Raw genomic sequence first — 18,797 nt, forward strand, 5'->3', positions numbered from 1 at the left:
TATGGAGGCACAGCAATGAAAATTATTATTACAGAAAACAAGGCTAGCGGTAGTGCTAAGGCCCTTAAATTGTTTAGCAACGGAATTGAAAATGGAGCAAAAGTACTCGGATTAGCTACTGGTTCTACTCCGGAAAACTTATATGAAGAATGGATCAAGAGCGATATCGACAACAGCAACTTAGTCAGTATCAACCTTGATGAGTATGTTGGCTTGAGCCCAGACAGCGACCAAAGCTATCACTACTTCATGCAGAAACGCTTATTCGACAAGAAACCATTCAAAAAGTCATATGTCCCAGATGGTCTTAAAGCAGTCAAAGATCCTCAAGGCGTATCAGCAGACTACAACCAGATTATCAAGGAAAATCCGATTGACATCCAGCTCTTGGGCTTGGGGCAAAATGGTCATATTGCATTTAACGAACCTGGTACCTCATTTGATTCAGTTACTCATGAAGTTAAACTGACACAGAATACTATCAAGGCTAACTCTCGCTTCTTCAACAATATTGATGACGTGCCTAAGTCAGCCATCTGCATGGGGATTGCCAACATCATGTCGGCTAAGCAAATTGTACTTTTGGTTTTTGGTGCAAATAAGGCTGATGCAGTTAAAAAGATGATTGAAGGTCCAGTTACTGAAGATGTTCCAGCTTCAATATTGCAAAAACACCCAAATGTTACAGCAATTATTGACCAGGATGCAGCAAGCAAGCTGGATGACAAGTATAAAAATTAAGTAAGCAACTTTACTCAAAAAGAGATGTACTAATGTGCACCTCTTTTTATTTTAACTATATTAATACGATAATGTATATTTATCAGTGCATATTGCTATGCTGCCAAATATAGCCAGTACTAGTATAGTAGTAAAAGAGAGGATGGTGGTAAGTTGAAGCGGAGTAAAAAGTGGTTATTGGTAGTTGGAATGCTGGTATTACTGCCCTTGCCAATTTATTTTTTATGGTCAACCAGCATGTTCTGGCAAAAATACCTTCATGTTAAATTACCTGCCCTAGGGAATTTGAATCCCGTATTTGCCTGGTATTTGATTGGCATCAGCGCCTTAGTTTTAGTTTTTCTGATCATTGGCCTAATTGTCACAGTATGTTGGCCCGTCCAACGCGACTTTAACCTAATTCGTAAACGTGACGGTCAAGTCAAGGTCACAAGCAAGGCAATCAATGGCTTTGTAGCCAATTCCTTAGCTGATCTACCCTATTTAACCAAGGTTAAAGTGGATTCACGACTCACTAACCGCAAAATCAGGATCAGAATCAGTGGCGATCTTGGTTCAGGTGAAAATGTAGCTGCTTTATTAGATGACTACCTTAAAGAACTGGAAAAGCAGCTAAAGCAATTGCTGGGAATTGACCAAAAGCCAAAAATCAAAATCAAGTTTGTCAATTACCACAAGCCTGCTCAGTCAAGAAGACGCGTCCAATAAAGGAGGCAGATAATGAAAGAACTTTTGCATAAATACCTCCCAGAAATAAGCGGTGCTGTAATTTGCGTGATACTGGCATTTTGTTTTCTGGGATTAGGGTTTTTTAAAACTATCTTTGTTGTTGTAATGTTGGTTTTAGGTCTTTTAGGCGGACACTACCTGCCCTTGCTAAGAGATCTCAAGCGTAAATAATTTTTAGAAAGGATCGTAATATTTATGGTACAGAGTAAAGCTAAGCAAGACATTAAAGGCGATTTAAAATATGACTCAAAGGTAATTCAAAAAATTATCGGTATTGCGCTATCAGATATTAAAGGGCTCCTAGACGTCGATGGTGGCTTCTTCTCCAATCTGGCAGATAAGATTGTCAACAACGATGATGTTACCTCAGGAGTTAATGTTGAAGTTGGAAAAAAGCAGGTTGCAGTGGACATTGAAATCGTTGCTGAATACGGTGTTGAAATCACCAAGCTATATGACCAAATTAAGCAGAAGATTTATGATAAGGTCAAAGAAATGACTGGTTTAGACACGGTTGAAGTTAACGTTACGGTTGTAGATATTAAGACCAAGAAGCAGCACGAAAAAGATTCAGTAAGTCTGCAAGATCGAATTTCTGATGTAACTCAAGATACTAAAGAAAAGATTGGTCATCAAAAAGATAAGATAGAAGACCAAAAAGACAATGATCAAAAAGATAGACGGGTTAAGTAACCTATCTGCAATAACCTAAATCTCAAAAATGCACTGAATTACTCTTCAGTGCATTTTTGCTTGTCTACTTTAACTGCTGGAATATAGCAATTTATTTACATTAAGATTATCAAAATAATTTTCTTTTAAGGTTTCACGTGTAACAAGTTTTTTCTTTGATCAACTCAAGTACAATTAATTCGCTGTCCTAGTCTTGAAATTATCTATTTATTATGTCTAATCATTAGATATACAATATCTTATATTTGCTAAAAATATTTTGCCTTGTACTATCGAAATTCGCTTGACATTTCATGTAATGTTATAATTTATTTTTTGCTTGTGTACCACTATATATCGTATTAAACTAAAAGAAGATCTATATATTGTATTTAAGAAAGAACGTGATGACAGTTATTGTTTTAAGTGGGCCAATTGGAGCCGGTAAATCCAGTTTAACCAGTATCTTAGCTGAACACTTGGGTACACAAGCCTTCTACGAAGGAGTCGATAACAACCCTGTACTCCCTCTATACTATCAGGATATGAAACGCTATACCTTTTTGCTAAACATTTATCTACTTAACCACCGTTTAGCACAAATAACGCAAGCAGTTAAAGAAAAAAATAGTGTATCTGACCGTTCAATTTATGAAGATGCTCTATTTTTTAAAATGAATGCCGAAAATGGTGTGGCTGATCCAACAGAATTTCAGATTTATGACAGTCTGCTTGAAAATATGATGGAGGATACCCCAGGCAATCCAAGCAAAAAGCCGGACCTTTTAATCTATATTCATGTTTCGCTTGATACAATGTTAAAGCGAATAGAGAGGCGAGGACGATCATTTGAGCAAATTAGTACTGATCCTAGTCTTAAGGACTACTATGCTCGCTTAATCAGCTATTATGAGCCTTGGTATCAAAGTTATGATGCTTCTCCTAAGATTAAAATTGATGGTGACCAGCTTGATTTTATTATTGATGAGACAGCCAAAAGAGAAGTATTAAACCAAATTGATGAAAAATTACGCCAAATAGGTAATTTAGAATAACGAAGAAGGAACGTGATGACAGTTATTGTTTTAAGCGGGCCAATTGGGGCCGGGAAGTCCAGTTTAACCGAAATTTTAGCCAACTATTTAGGGACTAAACCATTTTATGAAAGTGTCGATAACAACCCTGTTTTGCCGCTTTTCTACGCAGATCCTAAGAAATATGCTTTTTTGTTGCAAGTGTTTTTCCTTAATACACGTTTTCGGAGTATCAAGGATGCATTAACAGATGATAATAACGTCCTTGATCGGTCAATCTATGAAGATGCCCTCTTTTTTCAAATGAATGCCGATATTGGACGGGCAACGTCGGAAGAGGTTGATACATACTATGAGCTCTTGAACAATATGATGGGGCAACTCAAGCATATGCCCAAAAAGAATCCAGATCTGCTAGTTCACATTAACGTTTCTTATGACACCATGATCAAGCGTATTCAAAAGCGGGGACGACCATACGAGCAACTGAGCTACGATGCTACGCTAGAAGATTATTACAAGCGTTTGCTGCGCTATTACCAGCCGTGGTATGAAAAATACGATTATTCTGACAAAATGGAAATCAATGGCGATCAGCTTGACTTTATTTCAAATGAGCAAGATTTGCAAAACGTCCTGGACCAAATTGTTGCCAAACTAAAGGAAATAGGTAAACTGCCCTCTACCTGGGACAAGCCTACAAATATCAAAATAGCGCATTAACTAACTTTGTCATTTGCTAGTGCTACAAGTAAAAAAGCCGTTTTCTTGGTTTAATAGCCAAGAAAACGGCTTTTGTTTGTTCTCAAACGGCTAACTAATCCTGCTAATAAAAATCAATTCAATCCATCCAGAATAGCAGCGATTCCATCATGGTCGTTGTCCAATGTTGTAGCTGTAAATTTTGCCTTTAAATCAGCTGGAGCATTCCCCATCAAAATCGGATTTGCCACTGCTTGCAACATGGCTTCATCATTATAGTTATCACCAAAAGCCCAGCAATCAGCTTTAGCAACATCTAAAGCCTGTGCCATCACCTTAACGCCTAACCCCTTGGAGACACCCTTAACCATAATTTCAAGCAAGTTGGGAGAAGATTTAACCAAAACCAAGTCAGGGTGAAGCTGGCTTAACTCCACTAATTCATTATCGATTTCTTTGGGTTCACCCATAATCAATACCTTATGTACGCCTTTGAGTTGCCCCACCTTAGCTATAGAACTAGCTGTTGCTGCAACCTCAACAATTGTTTCTTCTTTCTTCACTAGATCAGAATTATTGCTTGGGGAATAATACCAATCGTATCCGCTATAAACGTTCCAAGCGGTGCCATTATTTTTTTGCTCAACATATGTGCAAATTGATGCTGCTTCTTGAGCAGACATAAATTTTGAATTAAGCGGACGGCCATATTCATCCAAGACCAATGCACCATTATATGCAATCATTGGACAAGATTTCATAATTTGCCCTACTGCTGTCATAATTGCCTGTGGCATCCTTGCTGAAACAGGTATAAAAACATCACCCTTGACAATCCGTTTCTGAATTGCAGAACGTGTCTTAGACGTTACACGGCGGTTTGAATTCAGTAGTGTTCCATCGATATCAGAAAAAAGCAGTTTAGCCATGTTCCCTCCTTATATGCTAGCTATCAATTTGATATTAGCTTAATGCTATTTTACAAACTTCCAAGGGTTGAGGTCAATGTTCTTTGTCTTCATCTTTAGTAAAAGCTCCTTATCTTTCACTATATCCTCACAGTATAATTCGCATTTGCAATTATTTTAAAGCGTGTTAAACTGTAATAGTTGTTTATTTTATTTAAAACACGAACATTATTTATGTGGGAGAAGTTCAATGGATTTTATAAAGAGTTATTTTCAACTCGATAAATACAAGACTAGCGTAAAAGTGGAATTTCTGGCAGGATTGACTACCTTTATCAGCATGTCATATATCTTATTTGTCAATCCCAGCGTCCTGGGGGCAAGCGGTATGAGCAAGGGAGCAGTTTTTACTGCTACTGCGTTGGCTAGTGCTCTTGGCACAGCTTTAATGGGAATAGTTGCCAATTATCCAATTGGCGAAGCTCCAGCTCTTGGCATTAACGCCTTCTTTGCTTATACTGTCTGCATTGGCATGCATGTTTCATGGGAAACAGCTCTAGCTGCAGTCTTTGTTGCTTCCATCATTTTCATCTTAATCACCATGTTCAAGCTGCGGGAAAAAATCATTAACGCTATTCCAGCTGATTTAAAATTTGCCATTTCTTCAGGAATTGGTCTTTTTATTGCCTTTCTTGGTATGCAAGATGGTGGATTAATTGTTGGCAACAAGTCAACCCTGGTTGGACTTGGCTCATTGCATGATCCAGCTGTTTGGATCACAATTTTTGGCTTGATTGTTACTGTCATTTTGATGATTATGAACGTTCCCGGCGCTATCTTTATTGGCATGGTCTTAGCTGCCATTTTCGGCATTGCGACTGGTCAAATTGCCTTGCCAAGCAAAATTGTTTCTCTAGCGCCAAGTATTGCCCCAACCTTTGGGCAAGCTGTTTTCCACATCAAGGATATTAATTCCCTGCAAATGTGGGTAGTAGTCCTCACTTTCCTCTTAGTCACCTTTTTTGATACAGCTGGCACCTTAATTGGTCTGGCTCAACAGGCTGGCTTCATGAAGGATAATAAGATGCCCCGCGTTGGTAAAGCCCTAGCTTCTGATTCGACTGCCATGATGGTGGGCTCTGTTCTGGGAACCTCCCCTGTCGGTGCATTCGTTGAATCCAGTGCCGGAATTGCTGTGGGCGGCAGAACTGGTTTAACCGCTGTTTTTGTTGCCATCTTCTTTCTCATTTCAATGATTTTCAGTCCACTTCTAGGCCTCTTTACTACACATGTAACTGCTCCGGCTTTAATTATTGTGGGCGTATTAATGGCTCAAAATACCGCTCATATTCATTGGAATAAGATGGAAATTGCTGTACCTGCATTCTTGACTTTAATCGGTATGCCCCTCACGTACTCTATTTCTGACGGCCTGGCATTGGGTCTAATCACTTATCCCATCTGCATGGTTGCAGCTAAGCGGGGCAAGGAAGTCACTCCTATGATGTGGGTTCTCTTCTTCGTATTCATCTTTTTCTTATGGGTACTTAACTTCTGATTTTTTGATTAATATTTAAAAAAATAGCTATTATGATAAAATATATAAATACGATAAAATGATTAGCCGTTTTATTGTATTTATTTTTTGTTTTAAAAGAGGTTTATATGAAAGTACTTGAAAAAATAGATTACAAGAAATTTATCTTGCCAATCTTGTTTGGTCTGCTAATCTGGTTCACTACGCCTGTGCGTCCAGCTGGCGTAACGGTTGAAGCCTGGCACATGTTGGCAATTTTTATTGCTACCATCGTTGGCTGTATCACATTGCCTATTGCAATCAGTGGTGTCACCCTCATTGGTTTCACCTTGACTATCTGTCTAGGTCTAGCGCCTCTAGCAGATAAAGTGGTTAACGGTAAGGTGGTCACTAAAGGCGCTATTGGAGCCTTTGCCAACTCATCAGCATGGCTAATCGTGATGGCCTTTATGATTTCACGTGGTATCGTCAAAACTGGCCTAGGCCAAAGAATAGCCCTCTACTTTGTTAAATGGTTTGGCCAAAAATCACTGGGACTAGGTTATGCAATTGGGGCCATTGACCTGATTGTGTCTCCTGCTACTCCTTCTAATGCAGCCAGAGCTGGTGGGGTTGTCTATCCCCTAATCCAGTCATTGGCCGAGACATTTGGGTCCAAGCCCAATGATCCTTCACGCAAAAAAATGGGAGCATACCTCACATTTACTGAATTCCAAGTAAACATCATCACTTCTTCATTATTTATGACAGCTTGTGCACCAAACTTAATTGCAGTAGCGCTAGCCGCCAAGGCAGGCGTAACCTTAAGTTGGATGCCGTGGCTAATGGCCAGCATTGTTCCTGCAGCTATTTGCCTAGTCACTGTGCCATATTTTGTTTATAAATTGTACCCGCCTGAAATCAAAGAAACACCTAACGCTAAAGAGTGGGCAACCAGCCAATTAAAAGAAATGGGCAAGCTCACTTTGCCTGAAAAGCTAATGGCTTTGATTTTTGCAATTACCTTGGTACTATGGATGCTTTCAAGCACTTTAGGCATTGATGCTACTTTAATTGCCTTTATTTCTGTATCCTTACTGCTTATCACTGGGGTACTTACACCCAAAGACTTGTTAAATGAAACCGGAGCTTGGAATATTTTAATCTGGTTGTCGATCTTAGTGTTCATGGCCGAAAAATTAACTCAGTTTGGTTTCATTGGTTGGATTTCAAGCAGTATTGCTTCTGGTATGAAAGGTGTTAGCTGGTTAGTTGCACTGATTGTTCTTGCTCTCGTGCTCTTTTACACGCACTACCTCTTTGCTAGTGCAACTGCCCACAACTCAGCGATGTACTTACCACTTTTAACGGTTGCAATTGCTGCAGGTGCACCAAAAGTTTTGGCAGCCCAGTTTTTGGCAATGTTTTCAGCAATTATGGGATCAACAACACACTACTCTAGTCCTGCGGCCTCTGTTCTGGCATCTTCTGGCTATGTTAAACAGAGTGAATGGTGGAAACTAAGCTTTATCTTTGGTATTTTCTACATTCTTGTTTATGGTATTATTGGACTAGCTTGGATGAAAGTCATCGGTATGTGGTGATTTTACTGCTAAAAAGGTATTGCACGTCAATTGACATGCAATACCTTTTTTATTTCCCAGGAAATTATTCTTCTGCTTTAGCATGGAAATTGCCCGTAATTTAGTTATATACTAGATACATTAGTTTTATTGTTTTATATATCTTTGGAGGAAAAATGTCGACATTAGAAAAAGTCTTTCATTTAAACGATGCTCATACCACTGTCAAGCGTGAATTAATTGCTGCTTTAACCACCTTTGTCAGCCTCTCCTACATCATTTTTGTAAACCCAAATATTTTGCATGCCGCTGGTATTGATAAGGGAGCTGCATTCACAGTGACTGCAATTTCAATAGCAGTTGGCTGCTTCATAATGGGCTTTGTAGCCAACTACCCGATTGCATTGGCACCAACTCTTGGGAGTGCGGCCTTTTTTGCTTATAACGTCTGTGCCGGTATGCATATCAACTGGCAGACAGCCCTTGCAGCTGTATTGGTAGCCTCATTTTTGTTTATTTTAATCACTATTTTAAAACTACGCGAAAAAGTAGTTGACGCCATCCCGCAAGACCTCAAGTATGCTATTTCCGCTGGAATTGGGTTATTCATTGCCTTTATTGGCTTGCAAAATGGCAAGTTGATTGTTAACAGTGACTCCAATCTAGTCGCTTTGGGCAAGTTCAACTCGCCCGCGGTTTGGATTACTCTATTTGGACTGACATTGACTGTCATTTTAATGACTATGAATCTTCCCGGTTCAATCTTTATTGGTATGGTGATAACTGCAGTCTTCGGAGTTCTTATTGGACAAATTGCCGTGCCTAAAAGTATTATTGCGGCAGCTCCCAGCATTGCCCCAACCTTTGGTCAAGCCGTCTTGCATGTCAAAGACATCAATACCCCTCAACTATTTATGGTTGTGTTGACTTTCTTGTTAGTGACCTTCTTTGACACCGCTGGTACTCTGATCGGCATGACTGAGCAAGCTGGAATGGTCGACCAAAATGGCAAAATTCCCCGAATTGGTCGAGCCTTTCTTTCAGATTCCTTAGCAATGGTTGAAGGTGCAGTTTTGGGAACAGCTCCACTAGGAACTTCGGTCGAATCAAGCGCCGGAATTGCCATGGGTGGTAGAACTGGTTTAACTGCAATTTTTGTTGGGATCTTTTTCTTGATCAGTATGATCTTCAGTCCGCTTTTAGCTGTTATTCCTACTATGGTTACAGCTCCAGCCTTAATTATCGTAGGCGTTCTCATGGCCGGCAACTTAAAGAAGATCAACTGGGACAAGTTTGAGATTGCTTTCCCCGCCTTCTTGACGGTAGTAGGTATGCCGCTGACATACTCTATCTCAAATGGCCTGGCTCTTGGCTTGATTGCCTACCCAATCACGATGCTCGCCTCCGGACAAGCCAAGAAGGTTTCAACGATGATGTACATCCTTTTCTTCGTCTTTGTCATCTTCTTCTTAATCACTAATATGTAGTTTAAAAACATCTTGTAAGTTGGAGGAAGCAGGATATAATTAATGGAAAAAAGATGGACAATTATCCTGACTAATAAGAAAACCAATTCCTTGCAAAACTATTCCGCAGCCATTACCTTTTCCCTGCTGGGCTTAATTGGTGAGTTTCACGTCTTTTGGCAATGATTATCTGTTCAAGCACACTGATTTGAACATTAACCCCATACTTACAGCTCTTATTGATTTAGTCATCGGCGCTTTGACGTTCGGAATTATCGATCTCTTTTTGGTTTAATTACAGATCTTTTTATGATGTAAGACTAGCAGTCAACTGACTGTTAGCCTTTTTATTTGTGACTGTTGCTTATCTGAGGACTCCCTATAAACAAAATTTTCCTTTACTTTTCCCAACCGCCGATATATCATATATTAATAATTTTGTGACTATTAATTTCAATATAATTAGCAAACAGAAGGAGGAGGATTGATAATGGAAAAGCAAGCTGAAAAGTGGTACAACCGCTATCAAGGAACTTTAGTATTTTTTCCCACTGCATTATTTGCGACTCTCAACACGGTCTTTTTCCCTTATACCATTATTGGCAAGCTTTGTGCACTGCTCTGGCTTTTTTCTTTCACCTTTGCGATGTTTGCTAGCGAGTATACGCTTAGCCACGCTGAAATCAAGGTCAAGACCGAATTGCGCTACATGAAAACTGTCGTTATTCTGGGCATTTGGCTTATAGGACTAGTAACACTTGTGCTCTTTGTGCTAATTCTTAATAAATGAACTTTTAAAAACTAATTATTTATTCGCTTTCGCCAACCGCAAAGACCGCTTAACCCAAGCGGCCTTTTTGCATGGGCTTTTAATCTTTGTTATGGTGGATAAGTATCTTGGCTCACAGCCAATAAGGAGATGTTTGGAAAATAGTGCGGCCACTGGCTAAGCTATAGTTATGCAAAGTAAAAACGAAAATCATAATACTCACTCAATTAAACAAGATTACAAGAAGGCACCGCTATCTAAAATACATTTGCGCGTGATGATAGCGATTGTTTTAGGTCAGTTCACCTGCGGCTTTGCACTAGGCATTACTGGGACGGCATTGACCAATGCCACGAAGTACATCCAAATTAGCGATCTTTGGACCGGACTAATCGGAGCCGGAGGCTTAATTGGGTTATCTAGTAGTGCTTTTATGGGCCACCTTTCAGACCGCATTGGCCGCCGCAGGTTACTAACTATCAACATGTATCTTTTGGCTGTTTTTTCACTCTTGCACCTTACCACTATGAACTTGCCATTTACCTTTTTAATTAGGGTTGGGATTGGGCTGATGATGGCTATTGATTACACAGTTGGCAATACCTTGCTAACCGAGTGGTTGCCTAATGGTGAAGACAGCAAACGGCAGAGTCATCTCCTGATTTATTGGGTATTGGGGTTCATCACCGCCTATCTAACGGGCACATACTTGGACGGTTTCGGTGCGCACACATGGCAAGTTATCCTCGCAAGTGGAGCAGTGCCTGCCTTGATTACTGCTATTTTCCGGAGCCTTTTCCGTCTTCCACCATCACCTAGTTGGTTAGCAAGCAAAGGACAAGTTAACACCGCAAATAAGGTCATCGGAAAAATACTGGGCCATAAGTGGGGCATTTCGCGCCACTTTAAGCGTCCTAAAAAAGCAGATCAGCCTTCATGGACCATTCTTTTCAGCAAAAAATACTTGCGCCATACCTTAGTCGGAGGACTATTTTATGCTTGTCAAACTTTTGCATTCTTTGGCATCAGTATTTTCCTGCCAATTCTTTTACAGGGAATGGGCATTAACAATCCAAAAGTTTCGGGTAATCTATACAATATAAGCATGCTGCTAGGAATTTTCTTAGGCATCTTTGTCTTTAATCGCATCAGTCGGCGCCTTTTCCTGACCAGTAACTTTTTGCTTTGTACGGTCTTAATGCTTATTTTGGCTTCAATGCCGCACTCCTCACCAACATTTAAGTTACTTATTTTTTCAATTTTTGCTATTGTTTTATCCTCGGGATTAGTCTTGGACTACCCCTACCCCACAGAATTATTTGATGATCAGGTACGAGCAAGTGGAGTCGGCGTATGCATTACTATCAGCCGTATTGGTGCTGCAGCTGGTACCTTTCTTTTGCCAATTCTTAATCGGATTGGTGGCACTCACTTAGCCATTCTAGTTTGTGCCTGTATCTTATTTGCAGCATTCATCATTTGCCTGATATGGGCACCCGAAACATCACCTCAATTCATGAATAAAAAATAGTAAAAGCGTCACCCAACAGGATGACGCTTTTACTATATCTTGATAATCCTATACTCCTTGCAGCTGCCTGATCTGCTTAAAGACCTGACCACGATGACCAGCATCAAGTGTCAGAATCAACGAATCTCCTGCCTTGATAGTGGTCTGGCCGCTAGGAATTAAATACTTGCCATCATGAAAAATTGCTTTGACCAGCGTATCTTGTGGCCAATCAACCTGAGCAATCTCTTTTCCAGCTAATAGACTATCTTCATAAATTGGTATCGTCAACTGGTCTGTCTTACCTGTTCCTTCAGCAGAAATTGTCCTATTCTTAGAAGCCATGGCCCGCGCCAGTGTCCCATAAATAGGCTCGCCGCCTAGCAGTTCATCAACTAACAAGGCAACAAATGCAACAACTGCTAGTGGCATCAGGTGGAGCAGCGATCCTACCATTTCAGTAATCAACATGATTGCCGTGAAAGGAGCACGGATTACCGCCGCAAAGTAACCAGCCATGGCAAAAATCACCAGATTGATTACCAATTTTGCAGGCAATAGGTGGAGTTGAACCATGATCAAGCCATAACTGGCACCGATTAAAGCACCCATTGTAAGTACTGGCAAGAAGATTCCACTTGGCAATCCTGAATCATAAGAAATAATTGAAAAAACTAGTCTGACGACAAAGAAAAAAAGCAAAATTCCCACCACTTTCCAACTACTCTGGCTAATCATGTGTGGTAAAGCCAGTATTAGCCTGTTGCCTGGACCAGTAATCAGGGGCCAAAAATAGGCAATTGGAACCAGGAGTGCAAGCGGAATAAGTCCAAAAAGCCAACTCGGCAAGCAGTTAATCTTGGCATATATTTTCTTGCCTTTAAATAAGCCGCTTTTATACAAATGACCTAATAAGCCTAGTGCAAGACCCAGCAGCAGCAAGTGGCCATACAGACTTACCGGAAAGCTATAGCGGTAAACCAAGGACAGTGATGGCCGTTGACCAAAAATATTTGATACAACAAAGTCAGAAACCAGGGCGCCAGCTAAAGCATTCAGCCACACCCGTGGTGAAAAATTATGAAAAACTTCTTCAAGTACAAATAAGGCCCCACTCAATGGCGCTCCAAAAGCTGCAGCTAGTCCACTAGCAGCACCAGTGGCCAGGAGCACGCGAGCATTCGTTTTAGCCTCCTTGCTGGCTTCTCCAACTCCTTGACCAATAGTTGATCCAATCTGCAAAGAAGGTCCCTCAGGTCCTAAAAACAGCCCTGTACTAATGACTAAAATACCGCCAATAACCTTACGCCATAGTGTGGGCCACCATTGTAAGTCAAGACTGCCTGCAAGCTGCAATTTCACTTCCGGAATACCAGATCCCCCAACATGAGGATATTGTTTGACAAAGTAACCAGCAATCAGCCCCACTAGCGTCAAGCCCAGTATAATAGGAATCAACCACATTGCATTATGGTGTGCCACGTGAAACAAATCCAGCCATAAGTCCGTCATTTTCTCAATGCCAAAACGGAAAAAGCCGACTACTAGCCCGCTGCAGCAACCTACTAACATTGCTTCAAACAGAAGTTTTATTTGGATATTTTTATTTTTCATATTCTCCCTACTTTTATTGCACCATTTCAAACTCAAGCAAAAAATCAGATTAAGTTGAACTAATCTGATTTTTTGTTACACGTGTAACAGGACTATTTTTCTTCGTACCACTCCGTATGGAAGACGCCCTCACGATCATTTCTTAAGTAGGTATGTGCTCCAAAGTAGTCTCGCTGACCTTGAATTAAATTAGCGGGCAGACTAGGATTGAAAATTGATTCCAAGTAGTTGAGCGATGCACTCAATGTAGGAGTTGGAATGCCCGCTTTAGTCGCTAATTCTATCACTTGTTGCAAAGCTGAGATATTCTTATCCAGCAAGTCCTTAAAATATGGGGCCTGGAACAAGTTATCAAGTTGCTTGCCACCTGCAAAGGCCTCCTCAATATCCTTCAACATGGCCGAGCGGATAATACAGCCTGCTTCCCAAGATTGGGCGATCGATGGATAGCGCAAGTCCCAGTCATAAGCATCAGCTGCCATCTTAAGCTGCTGAAATCCTTGGGCATATGCTACTGCCTGGCTTAGCTGCAAAGCCTTTTCTAGATTGCTAATTAGGTCGGCGGGAATTGCATTGGTCCAAGTGACCTCTTTACCCTCACGGGTAGATGCTTTAGACATAAAGCGGGCAATTACTGCTTCTGCAATCACGCTGATTGGTGCACCTAAATGTATCCCATCTTCCAGCATCCAGTTCCCGGTACCCTTGTATGAGGCCACATTCAGGATATGATCAATGACATGGTCAGATGTCAGATCATCTTTTTGTTTTAAAACCTCAGCAGTAATTTCACTAAGATAAGCTTGAACAAGTCCTTGATTCCATTTTGCAAAAATAGCTGACATTTGGTCATTGGTTTTGCCAGCAACCTTGCGTAATATGTCATAAACTTCAGAAAATTCTTGCATTATGCCATATTCAATACCGTTATGGACCATCTTGACATAGTGACCACTGCCTTCTGGTCCTATAAAACTAACACATGGCTGCCCTGCGGTATTCTTAGCCGCAATGGCTTCCAAAATTGGTGCAACTTCTTGATAAGCTGGTTCATCACCGCCTGGCATAAGGGCGGGGCCATTAAGGGCCCCTTCTTCGCCACCAGACACGCCCATACCAATAAAGTGAATGCCATGTTCTTCCATTTCGTGAAAGCGACAGTTAGTATCGTGGAAGTTTGAATTCCCACCATCTAGTAAGATGTCTCCCTTATCAAGAAGTGGCAGCAGCTTGCCTAAAGTTTCATCAACTGGCCTTCCTGCTGCGATTTGAATTAAGATTTTTCGTGGCTTTTCAAGCGAGCTCACAAACTCTTCCAAAGTATAAGTTGGTTTAAGTTGCTCATCTTCATACTGGGCAAAAGCATCAACTTCTTTTTTGTCGATACTATAGCCCGATACAGAGAAACCACTGTTTTTGACGTTTAAAGCAAGGTTTTTACCCATGACGGATAGGCCAATAACCCCAAATTGCTGCATATTTAATCCTCCATCATTAAAATCGTTCTTTATCATTATACTTGTACAATAGCAAAAAAGCGAAGTTTTAACAAACTTCGCTTTTTCATTTATATACTAACTAAATTAGTGTGCTGAAGCACCTGAAGTAGTGTCAGGTTCTTCTGCTGGTTCTGGCTCTTCTTCAGTTTCTGAAGCGCCTGAAGCAACATCTTCAACCAAACCAGCTTGTTCAGCAAAGTAGCTGAATGGCTTTAAGCCTTCGGCTTGGTACTTCTTAACGAATTCTGGGTCACCAAGCATGTTCAACTCAGTTGAGTATGGCATGTCATGAGTGAACTTAATGTCAACTAACATTGGTCCATCCATCTGCTTGAATTCCTTAACTGCGTCTTCGAATTCCTTCTTAGTACGTACAGTTACACCCTTAACGTTCATACCTTCAGCAACTTTAGCCCAGTCGTTGTCTGGCATAATAACACCAGATAATGGTTGGTGAGATTCATCAACTTGTTCAGCTTCAATGAATCCTAAAGTTTCGTTAGTGAAGACAACGTTGATAACGTGCATGTTGTAACGAGCTTGAGTCAATAATTCTTGACTCATCATTGCAAAGCCACCATCACCACTCAAATTCCAAACTTCACGGTCTGGGTGAACAGTTGCAGCAGCAAGTGCAGCAGGAGCACCAAAGCCCATAGTTGCGTACAAGCCTGAGGTTGCCCATGTTTGCTCATCGTGCAAGTTAATTAAGCGTTGGAAGTCAATGTTGATGTTACCAACGTCAATAGCGTATTGCGCATTGTCATCAGCAAATCTGTTAATAACTTCAAAGATTGGTTCACGGCGTACAGGCATTTCGTCTGAATCGTCGAAGCTGTGCTCCCATTCTTCCCAGTTCTTCCGGTCAGCAAGTGCAGCCTTGTAAAGTGGGGATTCTTGGCGAGCTGGAGCTGCATCAATAATTGCTTGCAGAGTCTTAGCACCATCAGCTAAAATCGGAACGTCAACAGCGTGACGCTTGCCTAATTTTTCTGAGTCAACGTCAATTTGAACAACCTTGGCCTTAGGGTCAAAGAAGAATACTGAGAATGGTGAGTTGTTACCAACCCAGATAACAGCATCTGCGTGCATTTGAATATCGTCACTTGGCTTAGGAGCAACACGACCAATTGAACCCATGTATGCTGGGAACTTGTCTTCAACAATACCCTTAGCCATAACTGATGACATTAAAGGCGTCTTGAATTTTTCAGCAAAAGCTTCTAAGACATCGCCGTGACCCTTCATACCAAGACCATAGTATACAACTGGGTTCTTAGCTTCTGAAAGAATCTTAACAGCTGCGTCAACTTCATCCTTCTTAGGTGCTGCATAGTTAGGAACAGCTTGCATGGAGTTGTATGTTACACGGAAGTTGTCGTTAATTTTAGCCCAACCAAAGTCCTTAGGCAGGATTAAAACTGCAGGACCCTTCTTTGCATATGCTTGACGAAGAGCTTCGTCCATCATTGAAGGAACTTGGTCTGCAGTCTTGATTTGGTGGTTCCAAACTGCAACGGAGTCAAACCAAGGCTTTTCATCAAAAGCTTGGAAGAAATCGATGTCTTGACGGCTAGTTGGAACGTTGGCAACGATTGCTACCATTGGAACCTTGTCGTACTTAGCATCGTATAAACCGTTCATCAAGTGAACAGCACCAGGGCCAGCTGAACCAAAGCAGACACCAGCTTGGCCAGTGAACTTGTATTCAGCAGCTGCTGCTAAAGCACCAGCTTCTTCATGCCGAACCTCAATATATTTTAACTTACCCTTAAAGTCGTGGATAGCGTTCATCGTTGAGTCGAATGAACCGCCTGGGAAACCATAAATATGATCAATGTGCCAGTCCAAGAGAACTTGGAGCATAGCATTTGCGCCATTAATTTTTGCCATTTGAAGTGCATCTCCTTAAATACATTTACTTACACACTACATTAAAACATATAATTTCACAATTTCAAGTGACTAAAAATTAAGTTATGGTTACGATGTAAGCGCTTTGTAAAGATATTAACTTCACAAATATTGGGGGTGGATTGTAAACTTTTCAGTGATACCAGCAAATTAAATTGTGACAACTTAAACATTAAGCAGATTTTTGCTATATATTACTTTTGGAAAATATTTTTGAATTTTGTTAAATTTATTTGCGTATTTTGGCATAGCGCCCGTTTTGAACATATACGCTTAAGATGGCTATATCGGCTGGATTGACACCAGAAATTCTTTCGGCTTGGGCAATCGTCTCGGGTCTGATTTTGCTAAACTTTTCTCGAGCTTCAGTGGCCAACCCTTCAATTGCCGAATAGTCGATCCCACTTGGGATGCGCTTGGCTTCCTGACGGTGCAAGCGGTCAATTTGCTGCTGCTCTTTTTTAATATAGCCTGCATACTTGACGTTAATTTCAATTTGCTCCTTCACATAGCGCTCTCGCGAAACCCGCATCCCAGTCAAGCGTTCAATGTCATCAACTGTCACACGTGGACGACGTAAAAAGACATCAGCCTTAACGCCGGCCTTTAATTCTCCCTCACCAATACTTTTAAGGTAGTCTTGAACGGCACTTTCTGGATGGACCGTTATCGTCTTAATCGCATCCGTTGCCTGCTTAATCTGCTCTTTTTTGGCTAAAAATTCAGAATAGCGCTCTTCTGAAATCAAACCAAGCATAAAGCCATAATCAGTTAAACGCAGGTCGGCATTGTCATTACGCAAAATCAGGCGGTACTCTGCCCGCGAAGTCAGCAACCGGTAAGGCTCCTGCGTGCCCTTGGTCACCAAGTCATCAATCAAGACGCCAATATAGGCTTCGTCGCGTCCTAAAGTGAAACCAGGCCGCCCAGCAGCTCTAAGTGCAGCGTTGATGCCAGCTATCAGACCCTGGCCAGCTGCTTCTTCATACCCTGAAGTGCCGTTCATTTGACCAGCTGTGAATAGGTTCTTAATGTTTTTCGTCTCCAGCGTGTGCTTGAGCTGCCAAGGATCAACCACATCATACTCAATCGCATAACCCGGTCGCATCATTTCCGCATCTTCCAAGCCTGCTACTGAATGCAGCATCTGCAGCTGAATTTCTTCTGGCATAGAGGTTGAAAAGTCACCAACATAGACTTCTTCGGTATCTTTGCCCTCTGGCTCCAAAAAGATCTGGTGCCGCGGCTTATCTGCAAAACGAACCACCTTGGTCTCAATCGATGGACAGTAGCGCGGTCCCACACCCGTAATTTCACCAGTAAACATTGGCGAGCGTTCCAAGTTGGCGTTAATAATCTTGTGCGTGCCCTTATTGGTATAGGTCATCCAGCAGGAAACTTGGTCCGTGCGGTAGTCTTCATCCTTGCTTTCATATGAAAAATGACGTGGTACGGCATCTCCGGGCTCTTCTTCTGTTTTGGAATAGTCAATTGTATGGCCATTAACACGAGGCGGCGTTCCTGTCTTGAAGCGACGCAGTTTAAAGCCCAGCTTTTCTAAATTTTCAGATAATTTAATGGCCGGAATAGTGTTGTTGGGCCCAGACGAATAGTTCAATTCCCCAATAAAAATCCGGCCTCGGGCTGATGTGCCTGTAGTCAATACTACGCTTTTGGCATGGTAGCAAGCACCAGTATTAGTGACCACGCCCTTGCAAGCACCGTCTTCAACAATCAATTCATCAACTGTGGCTTGGCGCAGCGTCAAGTGCGGGGTATTCTCAATCACTTGCTTCATATGATCATGGTACTGCCACTTGTCTGCTTGTGCACGCAAGGCCTGCACAGCTGGACCCTTGCCCGTATTCAGCATCCGCATCTGGATATAGGTGGCATCAATATTTTTACCCATTTCTCCGCCCAGGGCGTCTATTTCCCGCACCACGGTCCCTTTGGCTGGTCCACCAACTGACGGGTTGCACGGCATGAAGGCAACCATATCCAGACTAATTGTCAATAACAGGGTAGTTTGCCCCATGCGGGCACTCGCCAAGGCTGCTTCACTGCCGGCATGTCCTGCACCAACCACAATCACATCATAATCATTTGAGTCGTAATTCTTAATCATTGTTTGTATGCA

At 41.5% G+C, this 18,797-nt stretch carries 17 protein-coding genes; 12 read left to right on the forward strand and 5 right to left on the reverse strand.

The genetic code is table 11. From position 1 onward, the window contains the following. The first annotated feature begins 15 nt into the window (after nt 1-15). The 6 genes from AC2JF7_RS01060 to AC2JF7_RS01085 all read left to right on the forward strand — a co-directional run bounded on the left by AC2JF7_RS01060 (nt 16) and on the right by AC2JF7_RS01085 (nt 3,899). Complete coding sequence (locus tag AC2JF7_RS01060) at nt 16-741, forward strand: glucosamine-6-phosphate deaminase (RefSeq protein ID WP_500726202.1); 726 nt, start codon at nt 16-18, stop codon at nt 739-741. Nucleotides 742-894: 153 nt separating this feature from the next. Beyond that, entirely contained in the window at nt 895-1,449 is a 555-nt protein-coding gene (gene amaP, locus AC2JF7_RS01065; protein ID WP_500726203.1) for an alkaline shock response membrane anchor protein AmaP, read from the forward strand. A gap of 12 nt (nt 1,450-1,461) precedes the next feature. After that, nucleotides 1,462-1,641 carry a DUF2273 domain-containing protein gene (locus tag AC2JF7_RS01070; RefSeq protein ID WP_500726205.1) on the forward strand — a complete coding sequence of 60 codons (180 nt, stop codon included), beginning with the start codon at nt 1,462-1,464 and terminating at the stop codon, nt 1,639-1,641. Nucleotides 1,642-1,665: 24 nt separating this feature from the next. Next, entirely contained in the window at nt 1,666-2,163 is a 498-nt protein-coding gene (locus AC2JF7_RS01075) for an Asp23/Gls24 family envelope stress response protein (RefSeq protein WP_500726206.1), read from the forward strand. A 383-nt stretch (nt 2,164-2,546) separates the two neighbouring features. Then, complete coding sequence (locus AC2JF7_RS01080) at nt 2,547-3,197, forward strand: deoxynucleoside kinase (RefSeq protein WP_500726392.1); 651 nt, start codon at nt 2,547-2,549, stop codon at nt 3,195-3,197. A 15-nt stretch (nt 3,198-3,212) separates the two neighbouring features. After that, entirely contained in the window at nt 3,213-3,899 is a 687-nt protein-coding gene (locus AC2JF7_RS01085; RefSeq protein WP_500726208.1) for a deoxynucleoside kinase, read from the forward strand. Nucleotides 3,900-4,012: 113 nt separating this feature from the next. Here the strand turns inward: AC2JF7_RS01085 and AC2JF7_RS01090 are convergent, their stop codons facing one another. After that, nucleotides 4,013-4,807, reverse strand: coding sequence for a Cof-type HAD-IIB family hydrolase (locus tag AC2JF7_RS01090; protein WP_500726210.1), 795 nt, complete (start codon nt 4,805-4,807; stop codon nt 4,013-4,015). Between the two features lie 229 nt (nt 4,808-5,036). On the opposite strand from AC2JF7_RS01090, the gene AC2JF7_RS01095 reads away from it, so the two are divergent. The 6 genes from AC2JF7_RS01095 (at nt 5,037) to AC2JF7_RS01120 (ending at nt 11,651) form a co-directional block, all read left to right on the forward strand. Beyond that, nucleotides 5,037-6,344, forward strand: a complete 1,308-nt coding sequence (locus tag AC2JF7_RS01095) for an NCS2 family permease (protein ID WP_500726211.1) — start codon at nt 5,037-5,039, stop codon at nt 6,342-6,344. A 107-nt stretch (nt 6,345-6,451) separates the two neighbouring features. Further along, a complete protein-coding gene (locus AC2JF7_RS01100; protein ID WP_500726213.1) occupies nt 6,452-7,906 on the forward strand; it encodes a DASS family sodium-coupled anion symporter in 1,455 nt (484 codons plus the stop codon). 155 nt (nt 7,907-8,061) lie between these two features. Beyond that, nucleotides 8,062-9,372: an NCS2 family permease gene (locus AC2JF7_RS01105; RefSeq protein WP_500726214.1), complete on the forward strand. Its 1,311-nt coding sequence runs from the start codon at nt 8,062-8,064 to the stop codon at nt 9,370-9,372. A gap of 42 nt (nt 9,373-9,414) precedes the next feature. After that, on the forward strand, nt 9,415-9,537 hold the full coding sequence (locus AC2JF7_RS01110) for a hypothetical protein (RefSeq protein WP_500726216.1): 123 nt from the start codon (nt 9,415-9,417) through the stop codon (nt 9,535-9,537). 304 nt (nt 9,538-9,841) lie between these two features. After that, nucleotides 9,842-10,141: a hypothetical protein gene (locus tag AC2JF7_RS01115; RefSeq protein ID WP_500726218.1), complete on the forward strand. Its 300-nt coding sequence runs from the start codon at nt 9,842-9,844 to the stop codon at nt 10,139-10,141. A gap of 169 nt (nt 10,142-10,310) precedes the next feature. Beyond that, the gene (locus AC2JF7_RS01120) at nt 10,311-11,651 is read left to right on the forward strand and encodes an MFS transporter (RefSeq protein ID WP_500726219.1); all 1,341 of its coding nucleotides are present in this window, start codon (nt 10,311-10,313) and stop codon (nt 11,649-11,651) included. A gap of 48 nt (nt 11,652-11,699) precedes the next feature. Here the strand turns inward: AC2JF7_RS01120 and AC2JF7_RS01125 are convergent, their stop codons facing one another. The 4 genes from AC2JF7_RS01125 to mnmG form a co-directional block, all read right to left on the reverse strand. Then, nucleotides 11,700-13,244, reverse strand: coding sequence for a ClC family H(+)/Cl(-) exchange transporter (locus AC2JF7_RS01125; RefSeq protein ID WP_500726221.1), 1,545 nt, complete (start codon nt 13,242-13,244; stop codon nt 11,700-11,702). Nucleotides 13,245-13,336: 92 nt separating this feature from the next. Beyond that, nucleotides 13,337-14,722 carry an NADP-dependent phosphogluconate dehydrogenase gene (gene gnd / locus AC2JF7_RS01130; RefSeq protein ID WP_500726223.1) on the reverse strand — a complete coding sequence of 462 codons (1,386 nt, stop codon included), beginning with the start codon at nt 14,720-14,722 and terminating at the stop codon, nt 13,337-13,339. 105 nt (nt 14,723-14,827) lie between these two features. Further along, a complete protein-coding gene (gene spxB / locus AC2JF7_RS01135) occupies nt 14,828-16,636 on the reverse strand; it encodes a pyruvate oxidase (RefSeq protein ID WP_500726225.1) in 1,809 nt (602 codons plus the stop codon). Between the two features lie 250 nt (nt 16,637-16,886). Beyond that, a complete protein-coding gene (gene mnmG / locus AC2JF7_RS01140; protein WP_500726227.1) occupies nt 16,887-18,785 on the reverse strand; it encodes a tRNA uridine-5-carboxymethylaminomethyl(34) synthesis enzyme MnmG in 1,899 nt (632 codons plus the stop codon). Between the last annotated feature and the right edge of the window lie 12 nt (nt 18,786-18,797).

The organism is Lactobacillus sp. XV31L (assembly GCF_059900865.1).